The organism is Thiomicrorhabdus xiamenensis (genome assembly GCF_013282625.1).
Taxonomy (GTDB): domain Bacteria; phylum Pseudomonadota; class Gammaproteobacteria; order Thiomicrospirales; family Thiomicrospiraceae; genus Thiomicrorhabdus; species Thiomicrorhabdus xiamenensis.
Genome location: NZ_CP054020.1, coordinates 414065 through 440842, shown reverse-complemented (window position 1 = coordinate 440842; position 26778 = coordinate 414065). Strand labels below are relative to the sequence as shown.

28 protein-coding genes and 4 tRNA genes are annotated in these 26778 nt (G+C 46.5%); 2 read left to right on the top strand and 30 right to left on the bottom strand.

The annotated features are described in order from the left end of the window. The 30 genes from rplN to HQN79_RS01890 all read right to left on the bottom strand — a co-directional run bounded on the left by rplN (position 1) and on the right by HQN79_RS01890 (position 24562). The gene (rplN, locus tag HQN79_RS02035; RefSeq protein ID WP_173284034.1) at positions 1-369 is read right to left on the bottom strand and encodes a 50S ribosomal protein L14; all 369 of its coding nucleotides are present in this window, start codon (positions 367-369) and stop codon (positions 1-3) included. Between the two features lie 150 nt (positions 370-519). Next, positions 520-780 (bottom strand): 30S ribosomal protein S17, encoded by a 261-nt coding sequence (gene rpsQ, locus HQN79_RS02030; RefSeq protein WP_173284033.1) that lies wholly within the window; start codon positions 778-780, stop codon positions 520-522. Position 781: 1 nt separating this feature from the next. Then, positions 782-973, bottom strand: coding sequence for a 50S ribosomal protein L29 (rpmC, locus tag HQN79_RS02025; RefSeq protein ID WP_173284032.1), 192 nt, complete (start codon positions 971-973; stop codon positions 782-784). Position 974: 1 nt separating this feature from the next. Further along, positions 975-1388, bottom strand: coding sequence for a 50S ribosomal protein L16 (gene rplP, locus HQN79_RS02020; protein ID WP_173284031.1), 414 nt, complete (start codon positions 1386-1388; stop codon positions 975-977). Positions 1389-1402: 14 nt separating this feature from the next. Beyond that, entirely contained in the window at positions 1403-2080 is a 678-nt protein-coding gene (rpsC, locus tag HQN79_RS02015) for a 30S ribosomal protein S3 (RefSeq protein WP_173284030.1), read from the bottom strand. Positions 2081-2091: 11 nt separating this feature from the next. Beyond that, a complete protein-coding gene (rplV, locus tag HQN79_RS02010) occupies positions 2092-2424 on the bottom strand; it encodes a 50S ribosomal protein L22 (protein WP_173284029.1) in 333 nt (110 codons plus the stop codon). Between the two features lie 12 nt (positions 2425-2436). Further along, positions 2437-2712 carry a 30S ribosomal protein S19 gene (gene rpsS, locus HQN79_RS02005; RefSeq protein WP_173284028.1) on the bottom strand — a complete coding sequence of 92 codons (276 nt, stop codon included), beginning with the start codon at positions 2710-2712 and terminating at the stop codon, positions 2437-2439. Between the two features lie 15 nt (positions 2713-2727). Next, positions 2728-3558 (bottom strand): 50S ribosomal protein L2, encoded by an 831-nt coding sequence (gene rplB / locus HQN79_RS02000; protein WP_173284027.1) that lies wholly within the window; start codon positions 3556-3558, stop codon positions 2728-2730. Positions 3559-3569: 11 nt separating this feature from the next. Continuing rightward, positions 3570-3866 carry a 50S ribosomal protein L23 gene (gene rplW / locus HQN79_RS01995; RefSeq protein ID WP_173284026.1) on the bottom strand — a complete coding sequence of 99 codons (297 nt, stop codon included), beginning with the start codon at positions 3864-3866 and terminating at the stop codon, positions 3570-3572. Then, positions 3863-4483, bottom strand: a complete 621-nt coding sequence (rplD, locus tag HQN79_RS01990; RefSeq protein ID WP_173284025.1) for a 50S ribosomal protein L4 — start codon at positions 4481-4483, stop codon at positions 3863-3865. Before rplD ends, rplW begins: the two co-directional genes overlap by 4 nt. A 10-nt stretch (positions 4484-4493) precedes the next feature. Beyond that, entirely contained in the window at positions 4494-5129 is a 636-nt protein-coding gene (gene rplC / locus HQN79_RS01985) for a 50S ribosomal protein L3 (RefSeq protein WP_173284024.1), read from the bottom strand. A gap of 63 nt (positions 5130-5192) precedes the next feature. Beyond that, positions 5193-5504, bottom strand: a complete 312-nt coding sequence (gene rpsJ, locus HQN79_RS01980; protein ID WP_028485243.1) for a 30S ribosomal protein S10 — start codon at positions 5502-5504, stop codon at positions 5193-5195. A gap of 178 nt (positions 5505-5682) precedes the next feature. Beyond that, a complete protein-coding gene (gene tuf / locus HQN79_RS01975) occupies positions 5683-6873 on the bottom strand; it encodes an elongation factor Tu (protein WP_173284012.1) in 1191 nt (396 codons plus the stop codon). 65 nt (positions 6874-6938) lie between these two features. Next, positions 6939-9050 (bottom strand): elongation factor G, encoded by a 2112-nt coding sequence (gene fusA / locus HQN79_RS01970; protein ID WP_173284023.1) that lies wholly within the window; start codon positions 9048-9050, stop codon positions 6939-6941. Between the two features lie 66 nt (positions 9051-9116). Continuing rightward, positions 9117-9590: a 30S ribosomal protein S7 gene (gene rpsG, locus HQN79_RS01965; RefSeq protein ID WP_173284022.1), complete on the bottom strand. Its 474-nt coding sequence runs from the start codon at positions 9588-9590 to the stop codon at positions 9117-9119. Positions 9591-9660: 70 nt separating this feature from the next. Then, positions 9661-10032: a 30S ribosomal protein S12 gene (gene rpsL, locus HQN79_RS01960; protein ID WP_173284021.1), complete on the bottom strand. Its 372-nt coding sequence runs from the start codon at positions 10030-10032 to the stop codon at positions 9661-9663. Positions 10033-10170: 138 nt separating this feature from the next. Continuing rightward, entirely contained in the window at positions 10171-14397 is a 4227-nt protein-coding gene (gene rpoC / locus HQN79_RS01955; protein ID WP_173284020.1) for a DNA-directed RNA polymerase subunit beta', read from the bottom strand. Continuing rightward, a complete protein-coding gene (gene rpoB, locus HQN79_RS01950) occupies positions 14397-18455 on the bottom strand; it encodes a DNA-directed RNA polymerase subunit beta (RefSeq protein WP_173284019.1) in 4059 nt (1352 codons plus the stop codon). The genes rpoC and rpoB overlap by 1 nt, the downstream gene beginning before the upstream one ends. 184 nt (positions 18456-18639) lie before the next feature. After that, positions 18640-19011, bottom strand: coding sequence for a 50S ribosomal protein L7/L12 (rplL, locus tag HQN79_RS01945; protein ID WP_173284018.1), 372 nt, complete (start codon positions 19009-19011; stop codon positions 18640-18642). A 52-nt stretch (positions 19012-19063) separates the two neighbouring features. Further along, complete coding sequence (gene rplJ / locus HQN79_RS01940) at positions 19064-19561, bottom strand: 50S ribosomal protein L10 (RefSeq protein WP_173284017.1); 498 nt, start codon at positions 19559-19561, stop codon at positions 19064-19066. 183 nt (positions 19562-19744) lie between these two features. Continuing rightward, positions 19745-20434 (bottom strand): 50S ribosomal protein L1, encoded by a 690-nt coding sequence (rplA, locus tag HQN79_RS01935; RefSeq protein WP_173284016.1) that lies wholly within the window; start codon positions 20432-20434, stop codon positions 19745-19747. Positions 20435-20438: 4 nt separating this feature from the next. After that, entirely contained in the window at positions 20439-20867 is a 429-nt protein-coding gene (gene rplK / locus HQN79_RS01930) for a 50S ribosomal protein L11 (RefSeq protein WP_173284015.1), read from the bottom strand. A 63-nt stretch (positions 20868-20930) separates the two neighbouring features. Further along, positions 20931-21464 (bottom strand): transcription termination/antitermination protein NusG, encoded by a 534-nt coding sequence (gene nusG, locus HQN79_RS01925; RefSeq protein ID WP_173284014.1) that lies wholly within the window; start codon positions 21462-21464, stop codon positions 20931-20933. Between the two features lie 2 nt (positions 21465-21466). Next, entirely contained in the window at positions 21467-21850 is a 384-nt protein-coding gene (gene secE, locus HQN79_RS01920; protein WP_173284013.1) for a preprotein translocase subunit SecE, read from the bottom strand. A 66-nt stretch (positions 21851-21916) separates the two neighbouring features. Beyond that, a tRNA-Trp gene (locus HQN79_RS01915) sits at positions 21917-21993 on the bottom strand. Between the two features lie 55 nt (positions 21994-22048). Further along, entirely contained in the window at positions 22049-23239 is a 1191-nt protein-coding gene (tuf, locus tag HQN79_RS01910; RefSeq protein ID WP_173284012.1) for an elongation factor Tu, read from the bottom strand. Between the two features lie 74 nt (positions 23240-23313). Continuing rightward, positions 23314-23389 (bottom strand) — tRNA-Thr (locus HQN79_RS01905). A 58-nt stretch (positions 23390-23447) separates the two neighbouring features. Then, positions 23448-23522, bottom strand: a tRNA-Gly gene (locus HQN79_RS01900). Position 23523: 1 nt separating this feature from the next. Beyond that, positions 23524-23608, bottom strand: a tRNA-Tyr gene (locus HQN79_RS01895). A gap of 216 nt (positions 23609-23824) precedes the next feature. Further along, positions 23825-24562: a TSUP family transporter gene (locus HQN79_RS01890; protein WP_173284011.1), complete on the bottom strand. Its 738-nt coding sequence runs from the start codon at positions 24560-24562 to the stop codon at positions 23825-23827. 68 nt (positions 24563-24630) lie between these two features. Between HQN79_RS01890 and HQN79_RS01885 the strand changes: the two genes are divergently transcribed. Together HQN79_RS01885 and bioA are read left to right on the top strand one after the other, a co-directional pair. Continuing rightward, positions 24631-25398, top strand: coding sequence for a pseudouridine synthase (locus tag HQN79_RS01885; RefSeq protein ID WP_173284010.1), 768 nt, complete (start codon positions 24631-24633; stop codon positions 25396-25398). Between the two features lie 15 nt (positions 25399-25413). Further along, the gene (gene bioA / locus HQN79_RS01880; RefSeq protein WP_173284009.1) at positions 25414-26715 is read left to right on the top strand and encodes an adenosylmethionine--8-amino-7-oxononanoate transaminase; all 1302 of its coding nucleotides are present in this window, start codon (positions 25414-25416) and stop codon (positions 26713-26715) included. The last annotated feature ends 63 nt before the right edge of the window (positions 26716-26778 follow it).

Below are 26778 nucleotides of genomic sequence, written 5' to 3'. Positions count from 1 at the left end.
TTATAGAACTTCAGGAGCTAATGAAACAATTTTCATAAACTTGTCGTTACGAAGCTCACGAGTTACTGGGCCGAAGATACGTGTACCAATTGGTTCGTGTTTAGCGTTCAGGATAACGGCAGCGTTACCATCAAACTTGATCTTAGAACCATCTGGACGACGAACACCGCTTGCAGTACGAACTACAACCGCGTTGTAAACATCACCTTTCTTCACTTTTCCACGTGGTGCAGCTTCTTTAACACTCACTTTGATCACGTCACCAACATTAGCGTAACGACGGTGTGAACCGCCTAACACTTTAATACATTGGACGCGGCGTGCTCCGCTGTTATCAGCTACGTCAAGCACTGTTTGCATCTGAATCATGGTGGGACTCCATCCATAAATAAAAATTACAAGTAGCACAAAAACCACCGAAAAGTGCAGTCCCGAAGTTATTTTCGGCTTGCAACTTTAAGGTGGCATTTGAAAATTGCGCGAATTATATCAACTAATTCACACAATTGCTAGTGAAAATTAAATTTTCGCTTTTTCGTCAATGCTAACTAAAGTCCATGACTTGTTTTTTGAGATTGGTGCAGTTTCTTTAATTGTAACTGTATCACCTACGCTAGCTGCGTTCTCAGAATCATGAGCCATGATCTTAGTAGATTTCTTAACGAATTTTTTATACTTAGGGTGTTTGATGAAACGGTTAACGCGAACAACAATAGAGTCCTGCATACCATTACTTTCAACAACACCTTGAATAGTACGTGCTTTCTTTTGATCAGCCATCTTACTTACTCACTTTTTGACGAATGATGGTTTTAACTCGAGCGATAGAACGACGAACGTTCTTAAGCGCTGCAGAGTTTGATAACTGACCAGTTGAATGTTGCATTCTCAAGTTGAATTGCTCTTTACGAAGTTCAAGCAACTCGTTACGAAGTTCTTCAACTGATTTTTCGTTTAATTCTTTCGCAGTCATCTTACATCACCGTTCTAGTTACAACAGTTGTTTTGAAAGGCAGCTTAGCGGCAGCAAGTTCAAATGCTTCGCGAGCCAGCTTTTCATCAACACCTTGCATTTCAAATAGGATACGTCCTGGTTGAATCTGAGCAACCCAGTATTCAACAGAACCTTTACCTTTACCCATACGAACTTCAAGTGGCTTGTTGGTAATTGGTTTATCAGGGAAAACACGAATCCAAATCTTAGCGCCACGTTTTACGTGACGAGTCATCACACGACGACCTGCTTCGATTTGACGTGAAGTCATACGACCGCGCTCTAGAGCCTTAAGACCGAAATCACCAAAGCTAACTTTGTTACCAGCTTGCGCTAGACCACGGTTACGACCTTTTTGTACTTTTCTAAATTTTGTACGCTTAGGCATTAACATAGTGAGTTATCCTTTTATTTACGGCCTTTTTTGCCCTTAGATGAGTTATTCTCTAGAGCAAGCTTACCTAGCTTCTCGCCTTTGAAAATCCAAACTTTAACACCGATCTTACCGTAGGTAGTATCAGCTTCGAAAGTTGCATAATCAATGTCAGCACGGAAAGTGTGAAGCGGTACACGACCTTCACGATACCATTCCGCACGGGCGATATCCGCACCGTTAAGACGACCGGAAACCGTTACTTTAATCCCTTCAGCACCAAGACGCATTGCATTACCTACAGCACGTTTCATGGCACGACGGAACTGAATACGCTTTTCAAGCTGCTGTGCAATTGACTCAGCAACTAGCTTCGCATCAAGCTCAGGCTTCTTGATCTCTTCGATATTGATGTTAACTGGCATACCAGTCATTGCAGTAAGAGACTGCTTCAACTTCTCAATATCTTCACCTTTTTTACCGATAACAACACCAGGACGCGCTGTGTGAACCGTAATACGGATACCATTAGCGACGCGCTCGATATTGATTCGAGAAACGGAAGCGTGAGCTAGTTTCTTGTTAAGTTCGTTACGAATCTCAAGATCGCTCACCAAGAAATCAGAATAGTTTTTGCTGTTCGCATACCAGCGAGCATTCCAATCTCTAGTAATACCAAGACGAATCCCGACCGGATTTACTTTTTGACCCATTCTGATTCTCCTTATTTATCGCCGACTGTCACGGTTAGGTGACTAGTGCGTTTCAAGATACGGTTACCACGACCTTTCGCACGAGCGCGCATACGCTTCATGATAGGGCCTTCGTTAACGAAAGCTGCAGTAACTGTCAGCTCGTCGATATCCATACCGTTATTGTTCTCAGCGTTAGCAATCGCAGAGTTCAAAACTTTTTTGAACAGGTCTGCAGCTTTTTTATCGCTGAACGCAAGGATATTAACCGCTTGCTCTACGTTCTTCCCACGGATTAAGTCAGCGACCAAACGCGCTTTTTGTGGAGAGATACGCGCAAATTTATGTGTAGCACTTACTTGCATGACCAACTCCTATTAGCGTTTCGCTTTCTTATCCGCAGCGTGGCCGCGGTAGTAACGTGTCATTGAGAATTCACCCAGTTTGTGGCCAACCATGTTTTCAGAAACGAAAACCGGAATATGCTCTTTACCGTTGTGAACTGCGATAGTCAGACCAATCATTTCAGGCAAGATCATTGAACGTCTTGACCAGGTTTTGATTGGACGCTTATTACCAGATTCTTGTGCCTCTACCACCTTCTTATAAAGGTGGTGATCAACAAAAGGTCCTTTTTTAACTGAACGTGGCATCAGTGTCCTTCCTTATTACTTATTGTGACGACGGCGTACGATCATGTTGTCAGTACGCTTGTTGCTACGAGTCTTCTTACCTTTAGTCGGAACACCCCATGGAGTAACAGGGTTACGACCACCGGAAGTACGACCCTCACCACCACCGTGCGGGTGGTCAACAGGGTTCATCGCCACACCACGAACGGTAGGACGAACACCACGCCAGCGCTTAGCACCAGCCTTACCTAGTTTACGAAGACTGTGCTCAGAGTTACCAACTTCACCGATTGTCGCACGACATTCCTGGTGGATCTTACGCATTTCACCAGAACGTAGACGAACTAGAACATAAGCTCCGTCTTTACCAGCGATCGATACGAAAGCACCTGCTGAACGAGCAATCTGACCACCTTTACCAGGACGCATCTCTACGTTGTGAACAATTGTTCCAACCGGGATATTGCGAAGTGGCAGGCTGTTACCAGCTTTGATTGCAACATGGTCACCAGACTCAACTACGTCACCTGCCTGCATGTTTTTAGCTGCAAGGATGTAAGCGCGCGCGCCATCAGCATATTTAAGCAATGCAATGTGTGCTGAACGGTTTGGATCATATTCAAGACGCTCTACAGTTGCAGGAACTCCTACTTTATCGCGTTTGAAGTCAACCATACGGTAGTGCTGTTTATGACCACCACCTTGGTGACGTACTGTGATACGACCGTTACCGTTACGACCACCAGACTTAGATTTCTTCTCTAGTAAGGCTGCGTGTGGTTTACCTTTATGCAAAGTAGGCTCAACTACGCTTACTACAAAGCGGCGACCTGGAGAAGTCGGTTTAGACTTTTTAACAATTGCCATCTTTGAACTCCTTACTCAGCAGCCGCAAAGTCGATTTCTTGACCTTCAGCAAGACGAACGATTGCTTTACGCACACCATTACGCTTACCAGCACGGCCTTTGAATACTTTGCGCTTACCATTAATGTTAATCATGTTCACAGACTGCACTTTGACACCGAAAAGGGTTTCGACAGCTGCTTTAACTTCTGGTTTAGTTGCACCAGGTACAACTTTGAACACATACTGCTCTGATGAATCTGCCATAACTGCAGCTTTTTCAGAAACGTGTGGTGCTAGCAATACACTTAGAATACGTTCTTGGTTCATGCTAATTGCTCCTCTAGTTGCTTAACTGCACCTTGAGTCATCACGATATTCTGGAAACCAACAAGGCTTACAGGATCGATTGAAGCTGCATCACAAACGTCTGCTGCATATAGGTTACGTGCAGAAAGATACAAATACTCATCAAAGCCTTCAGTTACAACAAGCGCATCAGAAACATTAAGCTGCGCAAGCTTCGCTTTGAATTCTTTTGTCTTAGGTGCATCAACTTTGAAGTCATCCACAACGATTAGGCGACCTGTACGATTTAGCTCGGCAATAATTGAACGCATCGCACCGCGATACATTTTCTTATTAACTTTTTGAGAAAAATCACGATTGTGGCCAGGGAACGCACGACCACCGCCAACCCATACCGGGCTACGAGTCGTACCGGCACGTGCACGGCCAGTCCCTTTTTGACGCCAAGGTTTCGCACCACCACCGCTCACTGCTGAACGGTTCTTTTGACCTTTGGTACCAGCACGTCCAGCATTCATATACGCTGTAACAACTTGGTGTACCAAGGCTTCATTAAAGTCAACTCCGAAAAGAGCATCAGAAACTGAAACAGTTCCGTTTTCTTTACCAGTTGCCAATTCAATTAGTTTTAAATCCATCGTGCCCACCTTACTTCACAGCTTTACGAACAATGACAGTACCGTTTTTAGCACCAGGGACCGCGCCTTTGATCAACAATAGACCATTTTCGACGTCCACTTTTACTAAATCTAGGTTCAGAGTCGTTTGACGGACAGCACCCATGTGTCCAGACATTTTCTTACCTTTGAAAACGCGACCTGGAGTCTGGTTTTGACCGATAGAACCGTTAGAACGGTGAGACAGCGAGTTACCGTGGGTTGCATCTTGCATACCGAAGTTGTGGCGTTTAATACCACCTTGGAAACCCTTACCTTTAGTTGTACCAGTTACATCAACTACCGGAGTTTCTGCGAAACGATCGACAGTGATTTCAGACCCAACTTCAAGACCTTCGATGTCCGCAGCTTCAGCGCGGAATTCCCAAAGACCTTCACCTGCTTCAACACCCGCTTTAGCGAAGTGACCAGCTGCAGGCTTAGATACACGACCAGCGTGTACAGAACCAGTGGTAACCTGGATAGCAGAATAACCGTCAGTCTCAAGTGTCTTGATTTGAGTGATGCGATTCGGAGCTACTTCAATAACAGTAACCGGAGTCGAAACACCCTCATCGTTGAACACACGAGTCATGCCGATTTTTTTACCAATGATACCAATACTCATATCATTAACCTCATTATTATAAAACAGTCAGTCATTACGATTGATGACCAACAAACGCGTTAATTAACGCAATTCAAGTTGAACGTCAACACCAGCAGCAAGGTCTAGTTTCATAAGAGCATCAACTGTTTTATCAGTTGGGTCTACGATATCTAGAAGACGTTTATGAGTACGAAGTTCGTACTGATCACGTGCATCCTTGTTTACGTGCGGAGAGATCAACACTGTGAAACGCTCTTTACGTGTTGGCATTGGGATCGGACCACGAACCTGTGCACCAGTACGCTTAGCCGTTTCCGTAATTTCACGTGCAGACTGATCGATCAAACGGTGATCGAAAGCCTTTAAGCGAATACGAATGTTTTGAGTCGCCATAAAATTTCTCTCAAATTAATCAAAAGAAAAACAAGCAGTTATATTTGCTTGCAAACTAAGGTCGCGAATTATAACAGCATTTTTTTTTAAAAACAACCATTTAGCAATTCACATACAATAAACAAAAAAAGGGAGCCGAAGCTCCCTTTTTTTCTTAGATGAAAATGCTATCTAAAGATTATTCGATAATCTTAGCAACAACACCTGCACCTACGGTACGACCACCTTCACGGATAGCGAAACGTAGACCATCAGACATCGCGATTGGAGCGATTAGTTCAACAGTCATCTGTACGTTATCACCTGGCATTACCATTTCTGTACCTGCTGGTAGCTCACAAGCACCAGTTACGTCAGTTGTACGGAAATAGAACTGTGGACGGTAACCATTGAAGAATGGAGTGTGACGTCCACCTTCATCTTTTGAAAGTACATATACTTCCGCTTCGAACTTGGTGTGTGGGTTTACAGTACCTTTGTGTGCTAGTACCTGACCACGCTCGATGTCTTCACGCTTAGTACCACGTAGTAGGATACCAACGTTATCACCTGCTTCACCTTGATCTAGAAGCTTACGGAACATCTCAACACCAGTAACTGTAGTTACCTGAGTTGGACGAATACCAACGATCTCGATCTCTTCACCAACTTTGATGATACCAGTCTCAACACGACCAGTCGCAACTGTACCACGACCCTGGATTGAGAAGATATCTTCTACTGGCATCAGGAACGGCTTGTCAGTTTCACGAGTAGGCTCTGGAATGTAAGTATCTAGCGCTTCGATTAGACGTGCGATAGATGGCTCACCGATTTCAGACTGATCGCCTTCGATTGCTTTAAGCGCAGAACCCATGATAACTGGAGTATCATCACCTGGGAATTCGTACTCGTCTAGAAGCTCACGAACTTCCATTTCAACAAGTTCCATAAGCTCTTCATCATCAACCATGTCAGCTTTGTTTAGGTAAACAACGATGTATGGTACACCTACCTGACGTGACAGAAGGATGTGCTCACGAGTCTGTGGCATTGGGCCATCCGCTGCAGAACATACTAGGATCGCACCATCCATCTGTGCCGCACCAGTGATCATGTTTTTAACATAGTCAGCGTGACCTGGGCAGTCTACGTGCGCATAGTGACGAGTTTCTGACTCATACTCAACGTGTGCAGTTGAGATGGTGATACCACGCTCACGCTCTTCAGGAGCGTTATCGATCGCGCTGTAGTCTTTCGCTTCACCACCGAATTTTTTACCTTGTACGATTGTTAGAGCCGCAGTAAGAGTTGTCTTACCATGGTCAACGTGACCGATAGTACCTACGTTTACGTGCGGTTTCGAACGTTCAAACTTTTCTTTTGCCATTAGATTAATACCTTTGTAACGGGCGGCATAACCGCCTTGGATTAAAGTTTAAAAGTTAAATTAAGTTATTCGCCTTTTTTAGAAGCAGCGATGATTTCTTCTTGGATGTTCTTAGGCGCTTCAGCGTACTTCAAGAACTCCATGCTGTAGTTAGCACGACCCTGAGTCAAAGAACGCATCTGGTTTGAGTAACCAAACATCTCTGAAAGCGGTACTTCTGCCTTAACAGACTTACCAGTAGGGATATCATCCATGCTTGAAACCATACCGCGACGGCGGTTTAGGTCACCAATAATATCACCCATGTACTCTTCAGGGGTAGTAACTTCAACTTTCATTACCGGCTCAAGAACGACTGGGTTAGCTTGTGTAACACCATTCTTGATACCCATGCTCGCTGCTACCTGGAACGCCATTTCGTTCGAGTCAACATCGTGGTATGAACCATCGATAAGCTCGACAGAAACATCAACCATTGGGAAGCCTGCAACAACACCAGCTTCAAGCTGTTGCTTAGCACCCTTCTCAACTGCACCGATGTATTCACGAGGAACAGCACCACCAACGATCGAGTTGATGAATTCAAAGTTAACCGCTTCAGAATCAGCATCAAGCGGCTTGATCTTGAACACAACGTGACCGTATTGACCGCGACCACCAGACTGACGTACGAATTTACCTTCGCACTCAACCGCTGAACGGATCGTTTCACGGTAAGAAACCTGAGGCGCACCAATGTTCGCTTCAACTTTAAACTCACGCTTCATACGATCAACGATGATATCAAGGTGAAGTTCACCCATACCAGAGATGATCGTCTGGTTGGTTTCTTCATCAGTATGAACACGGAAAGATGGATCTTCTGCTGCAAGCTTCTGCAGTGCGATACCCATTTTCTCTTGGTCAGCTTTAGTCTTAGGCTCGATAGCGATCGAGATAACTGGCTCAGGGAATTCCATACGCTCAAGGATAACTGGGTTATCGATGTCACACAGAGTATCACCAGTAGTCGTATCTTTAAGACCTACCGCACACGCGATATCACCAGCACGCACTTCTTTGATCTCTTCACGAGAGTTAGAGTGCATCTGCAGGATACGACCGATACGCTCACGCTTACCTTTAACTGTATTCATAACTGGAGAACCAGCTTCTAGAACACCTGAATAAACACGGAAGAAAGTTAGCGTACCAACATAAGGGTCAGTCATAACTTTAAACGCAAGAGCGGCGAAAGGCTCATCATCAGTTGAGTGACGCTCAACTGGAGTACCGTCTTCCAACTCACCCTTGATCGCAGGAACATCAGTCGGAGCAGGCATAAGTTCGATAACCGCATCTAGTAGCGTTTGAACACCTTTGTTTTTGAAAGATGAACCACAGAACATCGGAACGATTTCTACATCGATACAACGCTGACGGATACCTGCTTTAATATCTTCTTCAGACAGATCACCTTCTTCAAGGTATTTATCCATCAACTCTTCAGAAGCTTCAGCTGCTGTTTCAACAAGTTTTTCACGCCATTCTTCACACTCATCTTGCATCTCTGCAGGAATGTCTTCATAGCGGTATTCCATACCCATGTTCTCTTCTTCCCAGTAGATCGCTTGCATTTTCACAAGGTCAACAATACCGCGGAAAGAATCTTCAGCACCGATAGGTAGCTGCATAGGAACTGGCTGTGCACCTAGACGGTCAGTAACCATCTGGCAAACGTTCAGGAAGTTTGCACCTGCACGGTCCATTTTGTTTACGTAACCCATACGAGGTACGCCGTACTTATCAGCCTGACGCCATACAGTCTCAGACTGAGGCTCAACACCTGATACAGAACAGAAACAAGTAACGGCACCATCAAGTACACGCAGAGAACGTTCTACTTCGATTGTGAAGTCAACGTGTCCCGGAGTGTCAATGATATTGATACGGTGCTCAGGGAATTGACGACCCATACCAGACCAGAAACAGGTTGTCGCAGCAGAAGTGATTGTAATACCACGTTCCTGCTCTTGTTCCATCCAGTCCATTGTTGCACCACCGTCGTGAACCTCACCAATTTTGTGAGAAACACCGGTGTAGTACAGGATACGCTCGGTTGTGGTTGTTTTACCCGCATCGATGTGGGCCATAATCCCAATGTTGCGGTATCTATCTAGAGGGGTAGTACGTGCCACTTTAAATAACCTTTAACTAAAAACCAAAAATAAAGGCCCTTAAAAAGGGCCTCCATTAGCAGATGATTACCAACGGAAATGAGAGAAAGCTTTGTTCGCTTCTGCCATTCTGTGAGTATCTTCTTTCTTCTTGACTGCTGAACCGCGCCCTTCAAGAGCGTCACCCAATTCACCCGCCAAGCGAAGCATCATGCCTTTTTCGCTACGCTTACGCGCGGCTTCAACGATCCAACGCATCGCCAATGCCATTTTACGCTCAGGACGTACTTCGACTGGAACTTGGTAAGTAGCACCACCAACACGACGAGATTTAACCTCGACCATAGGTCCTACAGCTTCAAGCGCATCTTTTAATAGAGCAGCATGCTCGCCGCCGTTTTTACGTTCAACTAGAACATCTAGCGCATCGTAAACGATTTTTTCAGCAACGGATTTTTTACCGCTAACCATAATCATGTTAACGAATTTCGTTAACGTCACATCTCCAAACTTCGGATCAGGTAGTACCTGACGCTTTGGAATTTCTCTTCTTCTTGCCATTCTTAACTCTTCCGGTATAAATGTAACACTAATATTGCAAAACGTATGTTAAAGGATCGTTATCAAACGATTACTTTGGACGTTTTGCACCGTACTTAGAACGACCTTGTTTACGATTAGCAACACCAGCGCAGTCAAGAGCACCGCGAACTGTGTGATAACGTACACCAGGCAAATCTTTAACACGACCACCACGGATAAGAATAACCGAGTGTTCTTGCAGGTTATGACCTTCACCACCAATATAGGAAGCGACTTCATATCCGTTCGTTAAACGTACACGCGCAACTTTACGTAGAGCAGAGTTTGGCTTTTTAGGGGTTGTTGTATAAACACGCGTACAAACACCACGACGCTGAGGACATGCCTGTAACGCTGCAACGTTTGAAACTTTACGCTTATCTTTACGCGGCTTACGCACCAACTGGTTAATAGTAGCCATTCAATTTCTCCAAATTTGAGATTTACTCTTACACATAAACGAAGCTGTAGGCCAAAAAGATTGACCTACGTATAAGGAGAGGGAATTTTAGTGATGTAATTTTAATAAGTCAAGCCTTAACTGCTTGAAATTATTTAATTAAACATCAGCCTGTTCGTTCCCTTCCATCACTTCCAGCATTTCATCACTGACGACTTCGTCGTCAACCGGATCGTGATCCGCATTCAAAAACGCTTTCAATTCTTCGGCCGACTTCTCGCTCGCGGCACGGCGCGCTTTATGATAAGCGAAACCAGTACCGGCCGGAATCAGACGACCAACGATAACATTCTCTTTCAGACCGACCAACGTATCACGCTTACCGGAAACCGCCGCTTCTGTCAGGACACGAGTAGTTTCCTGGAAGGACGCCGCCGAGATAAATGATTCGGTCGCAAGAGACGCTTTGGTAATACCCAGTAGTACGCGTTCGAATGAGGCTTCAACCTTACCTTCTTCACGCGCTTTCTCGTTCAACTCAAGCACTTTCGAGTACTCAGCCTGTTCACCACGAATCAGAGCGGTATCACCTGGGTTCTTAACTTCAACTTTGCGCAGCATCTGACGAACGATTGTTTCGATGTGCTTATCGTTGATCTTAACCCCTTGCAGACGGTAGACATCCTGAACTTCGTCAACAATGTATTCCGCCAGTTTTTCAATACCCAACAGGCGAAGAATGTCGTGTGGATTCGGATTACCTTCAACCACAACATCCCCTTTCTCAACGCGCTCACCTTCGAACACGCTGACGGTACGCCACTTAGGAATCAATGTTTCATAAACTTCGCCGCTATCCTGAGTAATAGTCAGACGCTGCTTACCTTTAGTTTCTTTACCGAAGCCGATAACACCGGCAACCTCGGCCATAATCGAAGGCTCTTTTGGTTGACGTGCTTCAAACAGGTCAGCCACTCGAGGTAGACCCCCGGTGATATCCTTGTTTTTCGACGATGCTTGCGGAATACGTGCAAGTACATCACCACGACCCACTTTATCGCCACCCTGAACAACAACGATTGAATTTTCAGGCAGGTAGTACATCGCCGGAGTTTGTGTACCAGGGAAACAAATCGATTCACCTTTTTCATCAACCAGCTCGATGTACGGACGCACTTCCTTAGCGACGGAAGAACGCTCTTTCGCGTCCTTGACGACACGAGAAGTCAGACCGGTAATCTCATCCAGACGCTCTTCTACCGTTCCTTCGAAGTTACCGAAGTTGATAATCCCTTCAGCTTCCGTGATAACCGGGTGAGTATGCGGATCCCAGTTCGCCAGTACGTCGCCGGCGTTAATCGAACCACCATCCTCAACATTCAGGATCGAACCGTAGTTCAACTTATAGCGTTCCTGTTCACGGCCGGATTCATCCATCACAGACACTTCACCGGAGCGGGAAGTAACCACAATCTGACCTTCCGAGTTTTTCAGAGTTTTCAGGTTGAACCACTTAACGGTACCTGTATGCTTAACTTCAACCGAACTCTGCGCCGCAGAACCGGATGCGGTACCACCGATGTGGAAGGTACGCATAGTAAGCTGAGTACCAGGCTCACCGATTGACTGTGCCGCCATAACACCGACAGCTTCACCCATATTTACTAGGTGACCGCGTGCCAGGTCACGACCATAACACTGCTTACAGATACCGAAGCGTGTTTCACAGGTCATAGGCGAACGAACAAATACATGGTCAACACCGCTGTTGTCGATCAGATCCGCCAACTGTTCGTCGATTACTGTATCAACTGGAACCAGCAACTCTCCGCTTGCCGTCATGACATCTTTCGCAGTAACACGTCCAAGTACGCGATCGCGTAGAGATTCGATGATATCACCACCCTCTACGTGTGCCGTCATACGGATACCTGCATCGGTACCACAATCATCTTCGGTAACAACCACATCCTGAGCAACATCAACCAGACGACGTGTCAGATAACCGGAGTTAGCGGTTTTAAGTGCTGTATCCGCAAGACCTTTACGTGCACCGTGTGTCGAGATGAAGTACTGAAGTACGTTCAGACCTTCACGGAAGTTAGCCGTGATCGGTGTTTCGATAATCGATCCATCCGGTTTTGCCATCAGACCACGCATACCACCTAGCTGACGCATCTGAGCCACACTACCACGTGCTCCGGAATCCGCCATCATATATACAGAGTTGAATGAAGTCTGCTCAACTTCCTCACCCTCTTTATTAATAACCGTTTCAGTCTGTAGCTCTTCCATCATCGACTTGGTAACCACTTCATTCGTGTGTGACCAGATATCAACAACCTTGTTGTAACGCTCACCTTCGGTGACCAGACCTTGTGAGAACTGGTTCTGGATCTCTTCAACCTGCGCTTCGGCACGATCGATGATTTCTGCTTTCGAATCCGGGATCAACATATCATCAGAACAGAAAGACAAACCTGCCAGAGTCGACCATTTGAAACCGGCATACATTAGCTGGTCAGCAAAGATAACCGTCTCTTTCGGCCCTAGCTTACGGTAACACTCGTTCAAGACCTTAGAGATATTCTTCTTGGTCAAGTTGGTGTTAATCATGTCAAACGACAGACCACGAGGAAGAATACGACTCAGAAGCGCACGACCGGCAGTCGTTTCAACGATACGAGTACCGGCAGTTTCAATGCCTTCGTCATCGACAACCACTTCATCAATCTTCATCTTGATCTTGGTGTGCAAATGAACTTCTTTCGCATTCAAAGCACGATCCACTTCCTGCCAGCTAGCGAAGACCATACCCTCACCCTTCGCATTGATACGCTCACGGGAAATGTAGTACAGACCCAGTACAACGTCCTGAGAAGGTACGATGATCGGGTCACCGTTCGCAGGAGAAAGCAGGTTGTTGGTTGACATCATCAGGGTACGCGCTTCAAGCTGTGCTTCCAGTGACAGAGGCACGTGAACAGCCATCTGGTCACCATCGAAGTCGGCGTTAAATGCCGAACATACTAGCGGATGCAGGTTAATCGCTTTACCTTCGATCAGAACCGGCTCAAACGCTTGGATACCAAGACGGTGAAGTGTCGGCGCACGGTTAAGCAGTACCGGATGCTCACGGATGACTTCATCCAATACATCCCATACTTCCGGCAAACCTAGTTCAACCATTTTCTTAGCCGCTTTGATCGTCGGAGCCATACCGCGTTTCTGCAGTTTAGAGAAGATAAATGGCTTAAACAGTTCCAATGCCATTTTCTTCGGTAGACCACACTGGTGCAGACGCAGAGTCGGACCAACCACGATTACCGAACGGCCGGAGTAGTCAACACGCTTACCAAGAAGGTTTTGACGGAAACGACCTTGCTTACCTTTGATCATATCTGCCAAAGATTTAAGCTGACGCTTGTTAGTACCGGTTACCGCACGACCACGACGACCGTTATCCAATAGCGAGTCAACCGACTCCTGCAGCATACGTTTTTCGTTACGGACGATAATATCCGGCGCCATAAGATCTAGAAGACGCTTCAAACGGTTGTTACGGTTGATAACACGACGGTAAAGATCGTTCAGATCCGAAGTCGCAAAACGACCACCATCCAGCGGTACCAGCGGACGTAATTCCGGTGGTAGAACCGGTAGTACGTCAAGAATCATCCACTCTGGCTTGTTACCAGACTGCAGGAATGACTCGATCAACTTAAGACGCTTGGAAAGTTTCTTCTGTTTAGTTTCAGAGTTGGTGTTATCCATCTCGGTACGCAGATGTTCCGCTTCGTACTCAAGATCGATAGACTGAAGCATCTTCTTGATCGCTTCCGCACCCATTTGCGCTTCGAACTCGTCACCGTGCTCTTCAAGTGCATCCAGATACTCTTCTTCAGAAAGAAGCTGCCAAGGCTCAAGCGGAGTCAAACCAGGATCCGTTACCATGAACGCTTCGAAGTAAAGAACCGCTTCAATCTCTTTAAGCGTCATATCCAGCATCAAACCGATACGAGAAGGTAGCGACTTCAGGAACCAGATGTGCGCAACAGAGGTTGCAAGGTCGATATGACCCATACGCTCACGACGCACTTTAGACTGAGTAACTTCAACCCCACACTTCTCACAGATTACACCGCGGTGCTTCAGACGCTTGTATTTACCACACAAGCATTCGTAGTCACGGATAGGCCCGAAGATTTTGGCACAGAAAAGACCATCACGCTCCGGCTTGAAAGTACGGTAGTTAATAGTCTCCGGCTTTTTTACTTCGCCGTAAGACCATGAACGAATTTTTTCAGGTGAAGCAAGAGATACCTTAATGGCATCGAAATCACTGCTTACATTTTGCTTTTTAAGAAAACCAATTAGATCTTTCATTAATCTTGCTCCAACTCAATATCAATACCTAGTGCACGAATCTCTTTGCGTAGTACGCTGAAGGATTCAGGCATACCAGGTTCCATATATTCGTTACCGTCAACGATGTTCTTATACATACGAGTACGACCGTTCAAGTCATCCGACTTAACTGTCAGCATCTCTTGCAGAGTGAAGGCTGCACCATAAGCTTCAAGTGCCCATACCTCCATCTCACCGAAACGCTGTCCACCGAACTGCGCTTTACCACCCAGCGGCTGCTGAGTAACCAGCGAGTAAGGACCTGTTGAACGTGCGTGCATCTTATCGTCAACCAAGTGGTTCAGTTTCAGATAGTACATATAACCAACCGTTACCGGACGATCGAACTCTTCACCGGTTAGACCGTCGAACAGTTTCATCTGACCGGATTCAGGAAGATCTGCCAAACGCAGCAGCGCTTTAATCTGATCTTCCGAAGCACCATCGAATACCGGTGACGCTAGCGGCACACCTTTACGCAGGTTCATGGCCAACTCGGTAATTTCTTCATCGGAGAAACTATCCAGATCAACATTTTGACCTTGCGTCTCGTTATAGATCTTGTCTAGGAAACCACGGATTTCCGCAATATCTTTCTGCTGCTGAATCATGTCATTGATCTTAGAACCAAGACCTTCGGCCGCCAGCCCCAAGTGAACTTCCAGGATCTGACCAACGTTCATACGCGATGGTACACCCAGAGGGTTCAGACAGATGTCAACCGGACGACCGGTTTCATCAAACGGCATATCTTCAACTGGAGCAATGCGCGAGATAACACCTTTGTTACCGTGACGACCGGCCATCTTGTCACCAGGCTGGATACGACGTTTAATGGCAACATAAACCTTAACCATCTTCGAAACGCCCGGAGCCAGATCGTCACCCTGAGTAAGTTTCTTACGCTTCTCTTCGTACGCATCGTTAAAGGCTTTACGCTTGTCTTTCAGGTGTGATTCAAGCACTTCCAACTGATGCATCATGTCTGCATCGTCAACGTTCAGGCCAAACCAGCGCTCGGACGGAACCGTTTCAAGGAACGCTTCGTCGATCTTAGTGCCGTCAACCAACTTGTGACCAACCAACATACCGCGCAGACGACCGATAGTGTCCGCTTCAAGGATCTTGTACTGTTCATCGATGTCTTTACGGATGTGCGACAACTCTTCTTCTTGGATCGCCAAAGCACGTGCGTCTTTTTGGACACCCTCGCGCGTGAAGACCTGCACATCGATAACCGTACCTTCAACACCTTTGGTTACACGCAAAGAAGTATCTTTAACATCCGACGCTTTCTCACCGAAAATTGCACGCAGCAGCTTCTCTTCTGGAGTCAGCTGAGTTTCACCTTTAGGCGTGACCTTACCAACCAGGATATCACCCTGCTTAACTTCCGCACCGATGTGAACGATACCGCACTCATCAAGACGTGCCAGAGCAGATTCACCAACGTTAGGAATATCCGCAGTAATCTCTTCAGGCCCTAGCTTAGTATCACGCGCTAAACACGTTAGCTCTTCGATATGGATAGTTGTATAACGGTCCTGCTGAACAACACGCTCAGAAACCAGGATCGAATCCTCGAAGTTATAACCGTTCCAAGGCATGAACGCGATACGCATGTTCTGACCAAGCGCCAATTCACCAAGATCCGTTGAAGGACCATCAGCCATTACATCGCCGCGCTTAACAATATCACCGGCCTTAACGACTGGGCGCTGGTTGATACAAGTGTTCTGGTTAGAACGCTGGTACTTAACCATGTTATAGATATCAACCCCAGACTCACCTTCGCTGATCTCTTCCTGGTTGACGCGAACCACAATACGCGCTGCATCTGAAGAAAGCACTTCACCACCACGCTCGGCAACGACTGTTACACCAGAGTCGATCGCAACCGTCTTCTCGATACCGGTACCAACTAGCGGCTTCTCGGCACGCAGGTTTGGAACGGCCTGACGCTGCATGTTTGCCCCCATTAGGGCACGGTTAGCATCATCGTGCTCAAGGAACGGAATCAATGCCGCAGCAACCGATACGATCTGCTTCGGAGAAACGTCCATATAATCAACATCCGCAGATGAAGACAGGGTGAATTCGTTTTGGTGACGGGCTGAAACCAGGTTATCAACAAACTTACCATCAGCATCAACGTTTGCAGACGCCTGTGCGATTACGAATTGTGCTTCATCGATTGCAGAAACATATTCGATCTCTTCAGTAACTTTACCGTCGACAACTTTACGGTATGGCGTTTCCAGGAAACCGTACTCGTTGGTTTTTGCGTAAATCGCCAGAGTGTTAATCAAACCGATGTTTGGCCCTTCAGGCGTTTCGATCGGACAAACACGACCATAGTGTGTAGGGTGTACGTCACGTACCTCGAAACCGGCACGCTCACGCGTCAAACCACCTGGCCCAAGAGCCGAAACACGACGCTTGTGAGTAACTTCAGAAAGCGGGTTAACCTGATCCATGAACTGCGACAACTGAGAAGAACCGAAGAACTCTTTGATTGCTGCAGAAACAGGCTTAGCATTAATCAGATCTTGTGGCATCAGGCCATCAGATTCCGCCTGGTTCAAACGCTCTTTAACCGCGCGCTCGACACGTACCAGACCGACACGGAAAGCGTTTTCAGCCATCTCTCCTACGGCACGGATACGACGATTACCCAGAGTATCGATATCGTCAATGGTGCTCAGACCGTTACGGATATTGATCAACTCGCGGATAACATCAATGATGTCTTCTTTCTCAAGAACCGCACTACCCTGGTTCTCTTTACGACCAAGACGACGGTTCAGTTTCATGCGACCGACGTTTGACAGGTCATAACGTGCTTCGTCGAAGAACAGGCTTTCGAATAGCGCCTGTGAAGATTCCTGTGTCGGCGGCTCACCCGGACGCATCATGCGATAGATTTCCATCTGCGCTTCAGTTGCAGAAGTCGTGCTATCCAAGTTCAACGTATCGGAAATATAAGGTCCGTTCTCAAGCTCGTCGATATACAGAACTTTAATTTCAATACCAGTGATGTTCGAGATTTTAGCGATCGTATCCGCAGTCAGAACTTCGTTTGTACGCGCAACCAGTTCACCGGTTGACTCGTCAACAATACCGGAAGCCAGTACTTTGCCTAGCAGATAATCCGGAGTTACGGCAACCTGCTTGATACCGGCCGCATCGACCTGCTTAACGGTACGAGCAGTAACTTTCTTACCTTCTGCAACAAGCACTTCACCATCATGCTCAAGATCGAACGGCATCTCTTTACCTTTGAACTGGGCAATATCGAAGTCCAGCATAAAGGCGTCTTTAGTGACGTGGATCGAATTGGTTTCGGTAAACAGACCAAGAATATCTTCATTGCTGTAACCCATAGCGCGAAGCAACACGGAAACCGGAAGCTTACGGCGACGGTCGATACGAGTGAACAGACAGTCATTGTGATCGAATTCGAAATCCAACCATGAACCACGGTAAGGAATTACGCGGGCGTTGAAAAGCAATTTACCGGAGGTATGCGACTTACCTTTATCGCTATCGAAAATAACACCAGGAGAACGGTGCAACTGTGTCACGATAACACGCTCAGTACCATTGATAACAAACGTTCCGTTATCGGTCATAAGAGGAATATCACCCAGGTAAACCTCTTGCTCTTTCATGTCTTTAACAGGACGTTTACCAGCCGGCGCATCTTTATCATAGATGACCAGACGCATTTTCACGCGTAGAGGTGCAGCGTAAGTAACACCACGCTGCTTACATTCTTTAACATCAAACTCAGGCTGACCCATGTGATAACTCACATATTCAAGATCAGCGGTACCTGCTACACCTTCAATCGGAAAAACCGATGAAAAAGCGGCATGCAGACCCATATTCTGGCGTTCTGCAGGTTTCTTTTCTAATTGTAGAAAATCGTGGAAAGACCCCTTCTGCAAGGATAGCAGGTAAGGTACTTCAAGAATCGACGGGCGCGTCGCAAAATCCTTACGGACGCGTTTCTTTTCGGTTAAAGAGTAAGTCATCGTTTACCTCGACGATAAGATTGTCAGAAGTTTCGTAACAATCTGTTACTGAATAAAATGCATAAAACTGTGGTAGCTGTTATCCACAAGTTACTAACACACTTTTACACACTGTTAAAACGAGAAAAGGCCGGTGTTTGAAACACCAGCCAATTCTTGCTGAAAACCAGCTTGAAAAACGAAATTACTTGATTTCGACTTCAATACCAGCATCTTTAAGGTCTTTAGCCATAGCTTCTGCTTCTTCTTTAGAAACACCTTCTTTAAGAGTGAAAGGCGCGCCTTCAACAGCTGCTTTCGCTTCTTTAAGACCAAGACCAGTTGCACCACGAACAGCTTTGATCGCAGCAACTTTGTTGTCACCAGCACCAGTAAGAACAACATCAAATTCAGTTTTCTCTTCAGCGCCCGCGCCAGCGTCACCAGCAGGACCAGCAGCAACCATAGCAGCTGCAGAAACACCGAATTTTTCTTCCATTGCTTCAACTAGTTCAACAACTTCCATTACAGACATGTTTGCAACGGCTTCTAGAATATCATCTTTAGATACAGACATTGTAATCTCCAAATTTTTTTAAATGATAGTATTAAATTTAAATAAACAATAATTAAGCTTCGGCTTCTTTTTGTTCTTTGATCGCAGTAAGTGCGCGAGCAAGTTTTGCAACAGGCTCTTTCATAACAAATAGAAGTTTCGCAACCGCTTCATCGTAAGTAGGCAGAGCAGCAACCTGCGCTAGAGAACCTGCATCCATTACACCTTCACCGATAGACAGTGAACGAACAACTAGAGCGTCGTTATCTTTCGCAAAGTTTTTGAAAACACGCGCCGCGTTACCCAACTCTTCACCAGAGAAAGCGTAAACAAGCGGACCAGTAAAGGTCTCAGCCATGTCTTCAAATTTCGTACCTTGAAGTGCACGACGTGCAAGTGTGTTTTTAACAACACGAACCTGAACGTTTGCTTTACGCGCTTCAATACGAAGGTTGGTCATTTGCTCTACAGTCAAACCACGATATTCAGCTGCGACGACTGAACCAGCTTCTGCAGCAATTGCAGCAACTTCTTCAACGACTTGCTTTTTATCTTGAATATTGAGTGCCATATAACCTCCAAAACAGTTCGATAGTGGCCTATCAAACCGGTCCATCTACGTAGGCTTATTACGATTAAGAATGCGCCTTGCATTCACCTACGGTCTGCGATGGGCACTCGCGAATCAATACTGATTTTCGGAGACCCAATTCGCAAATAATGCCTGCACCAAATTTAATTGGCACACACATCATTATAGAGACGACTGATCAACAGTTAGGCCAGGGCCCATAGTTGAAGAGATAGTCACTTTCTTGATGTAAGTCCCTTTAGCAGAAGCAGGCTTCGCTTTAACAAGGTCATCCACCAAGGCATTTAAGTTTTCTTTCAGCTTGTCAGCATCGAAAGCAACGGTACCGATAGAAGCGTGGATAATACCAGACTTGTCGGCACGGAAACGAACCTGACCGGCTTTGGCTTTTTTGATTGCACCAACAACGTCAGGAGTAACAGTACCAGTCTTAGGGTTAGGCATAAGACCACGAGGACCTAGAACCTGACCTAGCATACCAACAACGCGCATCGCATCTGGAGAAGCGATTACAACGTCGAAATCCATCATTCCGCCTTTAACTTCGGCAGCAAGCTCGTCCATACCGACGAAATCCGCACCCGCTTCTTTAGCTGCTTCAGCATTTGCTTCACCAGTAAACACAGCGATACGTACATCTTTTCCAGTACCGTTAGGCATAACAGTCGCACCACGTACAACCTGGTCAGATTTACGAGGATCAATACCCAAACGGATAGCAACATCAACAGACTCGGTGAACTTAGCAGTTGCAAGATCTTTAACTAGGTTAAGACCTTCAACGATGTCATATGATGCATTGCGGTCAACTTTTTCCGCAAACAGCTTTTGCTTTTTAGTTAGTTTTGCCATCGTATTAGTCCTCTACATTCAAGCCCATTGAACGAGCAGAACCAGCGATAATCTTAACCGCTGCATCCAGATCGTTTGCATTCAAATCAGCCATTTTAGTGTTGGCAATTTCTTCAAGCTGCGCGCGAGTAACTGTACCCACTTTGTTCATGTTAGGAACCGCAGAACCTGATTTAATACCAACAGCTTTCTTAAGAAGAATTGACGCTGGAGGAGTCTTAGTTACGAATGTAAATGACTTGTCGCCATATACAGTAATGATTACCGGAATTGGAAGACCGTTTTCCATGCTCTGAGTTTGAGCATTGAACGCCTTACAGAACTCCATAATGTTAACACCGTGCTGACCTAGAGCAGGACCAACCGGTGGACTAGGGTTTGCATTACCAGCTGGAACTTGCAGCTTAATATAGCCAGAGACTTTTTTAGCCATGATTTTCTCCTAGATTGGGTCAAACGCTTTTTACAGCTCCCCGTTTAAATAATCAGAACTTAATTAGTTCTTTTCTACCTGAGTGAACTCAAGTTCAACCGGCGTAGAACGTCCAAAAATAAGCACTGATACTTGAAGTTTGTTTTTCTCGTAATCCACGCCTTCAACAACCGCTTCGAAGTCTTTGAAAGGTCCATCGATAACACGAACCATTTCGCCCGCTTCGTAGATAACCTTAGGACGTGGTTTATCGGTATTGGTATTTACGCGCTGAAGGATTCGATCCACTTCCTTCTGCGTAATCGGTGCCGGACGGTCAGACGTCCCACCAATGAAGCCCATTACATTCGGAACACTTTTAACCAAATGCCAGGTATCTTCATTCATATCCATCTGTACCAAAACATACCCAGGAAAGAACTTACGTTCACTGGTACGCTTCTTCCCATCACGGATCTCAACGACCTCTTCGGACGGTACAAGAATATCACCGAACTGGTGACCTAAACCCGCTCGCTCGATATACTCAGCCAAGCTTTTCTGTACTTTCTTTTCATACCCTGAATAAGCATGAACGACATACCATCTTTGCGCCATTCTTAACCACCCTGTCCTGTTAATAGCTTGACAGCCCATAGGAAGAACATGTCAACCAACCATAAAAAGATTCCCATCAGAATTACAACCACAAATACAATCAGCGTCATCTGAATGGTTTCTGGACGGGTCGGCCAGACTACCTGGCGTACTTCACGCTTGGCGTGAGACAGATATTGAAACCAGCTTCTACCGATAGTTGTTTGGTAAAAAATAAATACAGCAACTGCTGCCCCCGCTACTACGCCCAGAACACGCACTACGGCATGCATCTGATCAAAAGTGTAATAACCGGCAAGCGACAGAATCAATACTGCCAATGAAGCAACCAATTTAATCGTATCTAACGATGAACGGGCGCTCTGTGAACTTTGTTCTTTACTCATAAAATCTATCAGCTTAGGTAAAAAAACGACCCGCACTTAGTTAAAAGTGCAGGTCGTCATGAAATATGGCAGGGGTAGAGGGATTCGAACCCCCAACACCCGGATTTGGAATCCGGTGCTCTGCCAATTGGAGCTATACCCCTGGAGCTATTCACAAAAAAAGCGCATTATACAGCGCTTTTTTTGCTTTGGCAAGTGTTACTCGATGATTTTCGCAACAACACCTGCACCTACGGTACGACCACCTTCACGGATAGCGAAACGTAGACCATCAGACATCGCGATTGGAGCGATTAGTTCAACAGTCATCTGTACGTTATCACCTGGCATTACCATTTCTGTACCTGCTGGTAGCTCACAAGCACCAGTTACGTCAGTTGTACGGAAATAGAACTGTGGACGGTAACCATTGAAGAATGGAGTGTGACGTCCACCTTCATCTTTTGAAAGTACATATACTTCCGCTTCGAACTTGGTGTGTGGGTTTACAGTACCTTTGTGTGCTAGTACCTGACCACGCTCGATGTCTTCACGCTTAGTACCACGTAGTAGGATACCAACGTTATCACCTGCTTCACCTTGATCTAGAAGCTTACGGAACATCTCAACACCAGTAACTGTAGTTACCTGAGTTGGACGAATACCAACGATCTCGATCTCTTCACCAACTTTGATGATACCAGTCTCAACACGACCAGTCGCAACTGTACCACGACCCTGGATTGAGAAGATATCTTCTACTGGCATCAGGAACGGCTTGTCAGTTTCACGAGTAGGCTCTGGAATGTAAGTATCTAGCGCTTCGATTAGACGTGCGATAGATGGCTCACCGATTTCAGACTGATCGCCTTCGATTGCTTTAAGCGCAGAACCCATGATAACTGGAGTATCATCACCTGGGAATTCGTACTCGTCTAGAAGCTCACGAACTTCCATTTCAACAAGTTCCATAAGCTCTTCATCATCAACCATGTCAGCTTTGTTTAGGTAAACAACGATGTATGGTACACCTACCTGACGTGACAGAAGGATGTGCTCACGAGTCTGTGGCATTGGGCCATCCGCTGCAGAACATACTAGGATCGCACCATCCATCTGTGCCGCACCAGTGATCATGTTTTTAACATAGTCAGCGTGACCTGGGCAGTCTACGTGCGCATAGTGACGAGTTTCTGACTCATACTCAACGTGTGCAGTTGAGATGGTGATACCACGCTCACGCTCTTCAGGAGCGTTATCGATCGCGCTGTAGTCTTTCGCTTCACCACCGAATTTTTTACCTTGTACGATTGTTAGAGCCGCAGTAAGAGTTGTCTTACCATGGTCAACGTGACCGATAGTACCTACGTTTACGTGCGGTTTCGAACGTTCAAACTTTTCTTTTGCCATGATGCAAACTCCATGTTAGCAGCGACTCATCTCCCAACTCGTCGGCGCTTAATTTTAAACACAAATCAAGAAAATGGAGCTTCCAACCAGGATCGAACTGGTGACCTCATCCTTACCATGGATGCGCTCTACCTACTGAGCTATGGAAGCAGGATAGTAAAAAAGGCTCTCTCCATTTCCTGAAAAACAAAGAGAACCTCTTAAAAACTGGAGCGGGTAGGGGGAATCGAACCCCCCTCATCGGCTTGGAAGGCCGAGGTAATAGCCGATATACGATACCCGCATGGTGGAGGGTGGTGGATTCGAACCACCGAAGGCTGAGCCAGCAGATTTACAGTCTGCCCCCTTTGGCCGCTCGGGAAACCCTCCAGATTGTGAGAGCGTATTCTATAGATAATTCAGTCGGTGTCAACCCAAATTTTTAAAAAAATTCTAAGTATTTTCCAGCTTATCCAGCGAATACTTCTGACCTCGCTTTCAGCCTTTTCAGCAAGTGAAAAAGTATGCCGCGAAGCAGATAGGCGCGTATTTTAAGCATCCCCGAATAAATAACAAGCCCTTTTTACAAAAAAAGCCAAAAATAGCTTACTTAAGCAGAGTCACTCCCAGACCGATACTGCTCACGATTAACAGCATCGACCCCATCACACGCTTGAAGACACGACTGTTATGCAGAATAAATTCGTGCGCTTTAAGTCCCGTAACATGCCCGATGGCCGCAACCGGAATCAGCATGAGCGCCGTCTCCCATTCGATTTTGACACTCAGCATGACAAAAGTGCTCATTTTGATCGAGACCAGAATAAACCAAAGTACAAATAGAGTATTGCGCAACATATGCGTATCGATGTGACGGGCAAATACCGCAACCATTAATGGCGCTCCAGTCAGCGATGTGCCCGCCACATAGCCACCGGTAACCAATAACCCGCGATCAACCCAGGAATTCTCACTATGTATCGCTTTATCCAACATCCACAGGGCCGCATAAAACAAGGTGATACTGTACACAAAAATCACCAGCCACTGCGTCGGCAGACTGACTAACCCGAAAACACCGACGATCATCGGCGGTAATATCCAGCCCAAACTACGTTTCAGATAGGCCCAATCGACCTGCTTTAACGCCTTACTTAATGTCAGACTGGAGAAAAACAGCAGATGAATCCCGATAATCGGCAACCAGTAAAGTAGATCGTCTTCGATCATCAGCATAAACGGCAACCCTAAAGCAGCCCCGCCAAAACCCAACCCGGTTCGGACAAAACCTGTCCACACAAAAATCAACGCGATAAAAAACCACTCTAAAGTCGTAAATTCCAACAGTCTTCCTTTTCTATAATGCGATGAGCGTTAAAATAAGCGGCAAAGTTTACGCCAGAGTGATTGAAATGCAAACGCAATGCCAGCTCGACAGCTTACAAATACTCTATCAGGATGAAAGCCTTGTGGCGATTCACAAGCCTGCCGCCCTTCTGGTTCACCGATCGCCGATCGATAAACGCGAGACCCAGTTCGCAGTCCAGTTGACCCGAGACCTGATCGGACAAGACGTTTTTCCTGTACACCGTCTGGACAAAGCGACATCAGGTTTACTACTCTTTGCCCTGAACAAGGACGCAGCACGTCATCTAAGCGTGCAATTTATGGATCATTCATTGCAGAAGTCTTATATCGCACTGGTTCGCGGCTGGACTCAAGATTATGGAGAGATCGACAAACCGCTCCTATATAAGAAAGACAAATACGGCGACCGGGACAAACAAGAGCCTACCGAAGCACAGGAAGCCTTTACCGCTTACCATACTTTGGCGCAGACAACCTTGGACAAGCCGCTCGGAAAATTTGAACAACAGCGCTACTCACTTTTAGCGTTATCGCCGAAAACCGGACGCAAACACCAGATTCGCCGCCACCTGAACGGAATCAGTCACCCGATCATCGGCGACGTAAATTACGGTGACCGCAATCATAACCACCTTTTTAATGACTGGCGCGGATACCATCGTCTCTATCTCGCGGCAACTGCACTGGAATTCAGCCACCCGCTGACCGAGCAACGTACCTGCATTCAGGCGCCATTACAGAATGACTTTGTACAAACGTTAAACGCACTCAATTTAGAATGTGCCATGCTTAAATATTTTCAAACCCTCTAACCGACACTAAACCCTATGAATTATTCCGAACACTGGCAATCCCTTATAGACTACGACCAACAGCATATCTGGCACCCTTACTCCTCCTCGCCAAATCCGGTCGCGCCGCTTGGCGTAAAATCGACGCAAGGCTCTTTGATAACTTTAGCGGACAACCGCCAAGTGGTCGACGGCATGAGTTCATGGTGGGCGGCGATTCACGGTTATAACCACCCACAAATCAATGCAGCTATGAAAGCGCAAATCGATACTATGCCACATATTATGTTTGGCGGCCTTACCCACGAACCGGCCGTTGAGCTGGCCAAACGTCTGGTCGAGCTGACTCCCGCGGGCTTGGATAAAGTCTTCTTTGCCGATTCCGGTTCAGTATCAATGGAAGTAGCGATTAAAATCGCCCTGCAATACTGGATCAGCCGCCAGCAGTCGCAGAAAAACCGCCTGCTTTCGATTCGTAATGGCTATCACGGTGACACCTTTGCCACCATGGCGGTCTGCGACCCGGTCAACGGCATGCACCACTTGTTTAACGATGTATTACGCCAGAGCCTCTTTGCCCCTGCTCCACAAATGGGCTTTGCCACTGAATCCGACGATCAAGACATTCTCGAGTTGGAACGATTGCTCCAACAGCATCGGCATGAAATCGCCGCCCTGACTTTAGAACCTATAGTGCAAGGCGCTGGCGGCATGCGCTTTTACCGGCCTGCATACCTTGAAGCAGTGCGCGAGCTGTGCACAAAATACGACGTATTAATGATTTCAGATGAAATCGCCACCGGCTTTGGACGCACAGGGAAACTGTTTGCCTGCGAATGGGCTGGCATAACTCCGGATATTATGACTGTCGGCAAAGCGCTGACCGGCGGTAACCTGACCCTGGCGGCAACCCTGTGCACCGAAACCGTCAGCAACACGATCTGCGAGGGCGACCCCGGCGTATTAATGCATGGCCCAACCTTCATGGCCAACCCGCTAGCCTGTGCAACGGCCATTGCCTCGATCGACTTGTTAATGGAATCGCCATGGCAGCAACAGATCAAGCAGATCGAACAACACTTGCACAGCGAACTGACGCCTTTATCAAAACTCGATGGCGTCACAGACGTCCGCGTGCTTGGCGCGATCGGCGTGGTCGAGTTGGAAAGAAGCGATCTTGGGCCACAAATTCAGGCTGCTGCCCTGGAAGCAGGTGCCTGGATCCGCCCTTTCGGAAAATTGATTTACACCATGCCGGCGTTCAACATCCCTGAAACCCAACTCGGCATACTGAGCAAAGCGATCGTAACGGCAGTCACCCAGGCACAAGCCCTTTAACGCATTGTGTTCGCCTGATTAACTCAAGTCGTAAATAACGCTGGCTAATTTCTGATTTCCCTA

Coding starts and splice junctions, on each gene's coding strand:
- rpsL (WP_173284021.1), bottom strand. CDS start 10,032: ATGGCTACTATTAACCAGTTGGTGCGTAAGCCGCGTAAAGATAAGCGT.
- tuf (WP_173284012.1), bottom strand. CDS start 23,239: ATGGCAAAAGAAAAGTTTGAACGTTCGAAACCGCACGTAAACGTAGGT.
- rplN (WP_173284034.1), bottom strand. CDS start 369: ATGATTCAGATGCAAACAGTGCTTGACGTAGCTGATAACAGCGGAGCA.
- rplJ (WP_173284017.1), bottom strand. CDS start 19,561: ATGGCACTCAATATTCAAGATAAAAAGCAAGTCGTTGAAGAAGTTGCT.
- rplP (WP_173284031.1), bottom strand. CDS start 1,388: ATGTTAATGCCTAAGCGTACAAAATTTAGAAAAGTACAAAAAGGTCGT.
- secE (WP_173284013.1), bottom strand. CDS start 21,850: ATGAGTAAAGAACAAAGTTCACAGAGCGCCCGTTCATCGTTAGATACG.
- rplW (WP_173284026.1), bottom strand. CDS start 3,866: ATGAACCAAGAACGTATTCTAAGTGTATTGCTAGCACCACACGTTTCT.
- rpsJ (WP_028485243.1), bottom strand. CDS start 5,504: ATGGCGACTCAAAACATTCGTATTCGCTTAAAGGCTTTCGATCACCGT.
- rpsQ (WP_173284033.1), bottom strand. CDS start 780: ATGGCTGATCAAAAGAAAGCACGTACTATTCAAGGTGTTGTTGAAAGT.
- rplV (WP_173284029.1), bottom strand. CDS start 2,424: ATGCAAGTAAGTGCTACACATAAATTTGCGCGTATCTCTCCACAAAAA.
- rplL (WP_173284018.1), bottom strand. CDS start 19,011: ATGTCTGTATCTAAAGATGATATTCTAGAAGCCGTTGCAAACATGTCT.
- rpsC (WP_173284030.1), bottom strand. CDS start 2,080: ATGGGTCAAAAAGTAAATCCGGTCGGGATTCGTCTTGGTATTACTAGA.
- HQN79_RS01885 (WP_173284010.1), top strand. CDS start 24,631: ATGCAAACGCAATGCCAGCTCGACAGCTTACAAATACTCTATCAGGAT.
- rpsS (WP_173284028.1), bottom strand. CDS start 2,712: ATGCCACGTTCAGTTAAAAAAGGACCTTTTGTTGATCACCACCTTTAT.
- rplC (WP_173284024.1), bottom strand. CDS start 5,129: ATGAGTATTGGTATCATTGGTAAAAAAATCGGCATGACTCGTGTGTTC.
- rpmC (WP_173284032.1), bottom strand. CDS start 973: ATGACTGCGAAAGAATTAAACGAAAAATCAGTTGAAGAACTTCGTAAC.
- nusG (WP_173284014.1), bottom strand. CDS start 21,464: ATGGCGCAAAGATGGTATGTCGTTCATGCTTATTCAGGGTATGAAAAG.
- rpoB (WP_173284019.1), bottom strand. CDS start 18,455: ATGACTTACTCTTTAACCGAAAAGAAACGCGTCCGTAAGGATTTTGCG.
- rplB (WP_173284027.1), bottom strand. CDS start 3,558: ATGGCAATTGTTAAAAAGTCTAAACCGACTTCTCCAGGTCGCCGCTTT.
- bioA (WP_173284009.1), top strand. CDS start 25,414: ATGAATTATTCCGAACACTGGCAATCCCTTATAGACTACGACCAACAG.
- rpsG (WP_173284022.1), bottom strand. CDS start 9,590: ATGGCAAGAAGAAGAGAAATTCCAAAGCGTCAGGTACTACCTGATCCG.
- rplA (WP_173284016.1), bottom strand. CDS start 20,434: ATGGCAAAACTAACTAAAAAGCAAAAGCTGTTTGCGGAAAAAGTTGAC.
- rpoC (WP_173284020.1), bottom strand. CDS start 14,397: ATGAAAGATCTAATTGGTTTTCTTAAAAAGCAAAATGTAAGCAGTGAT.
- rplK (WP_173284015.1), bottom strand. CDS start 20,867: ATGGCTAAAAAAGTCTCTGGCTATATTAAGCTGCAAGTTCCAGCTGGT.
- rplD (WP_173284025.1), bottom strand. CDS start 4,483: ATGGATTTAAAACTAATTGAATTGGCAACTGGTAAAGAAAACGGAACT.
- tuf (WP_173284012.1), bottom strand. CDS start 6,873: ATGGCAAAAGAAAAGTTTGAACGTTCGAAACCGCACGTAAACGTAGGT.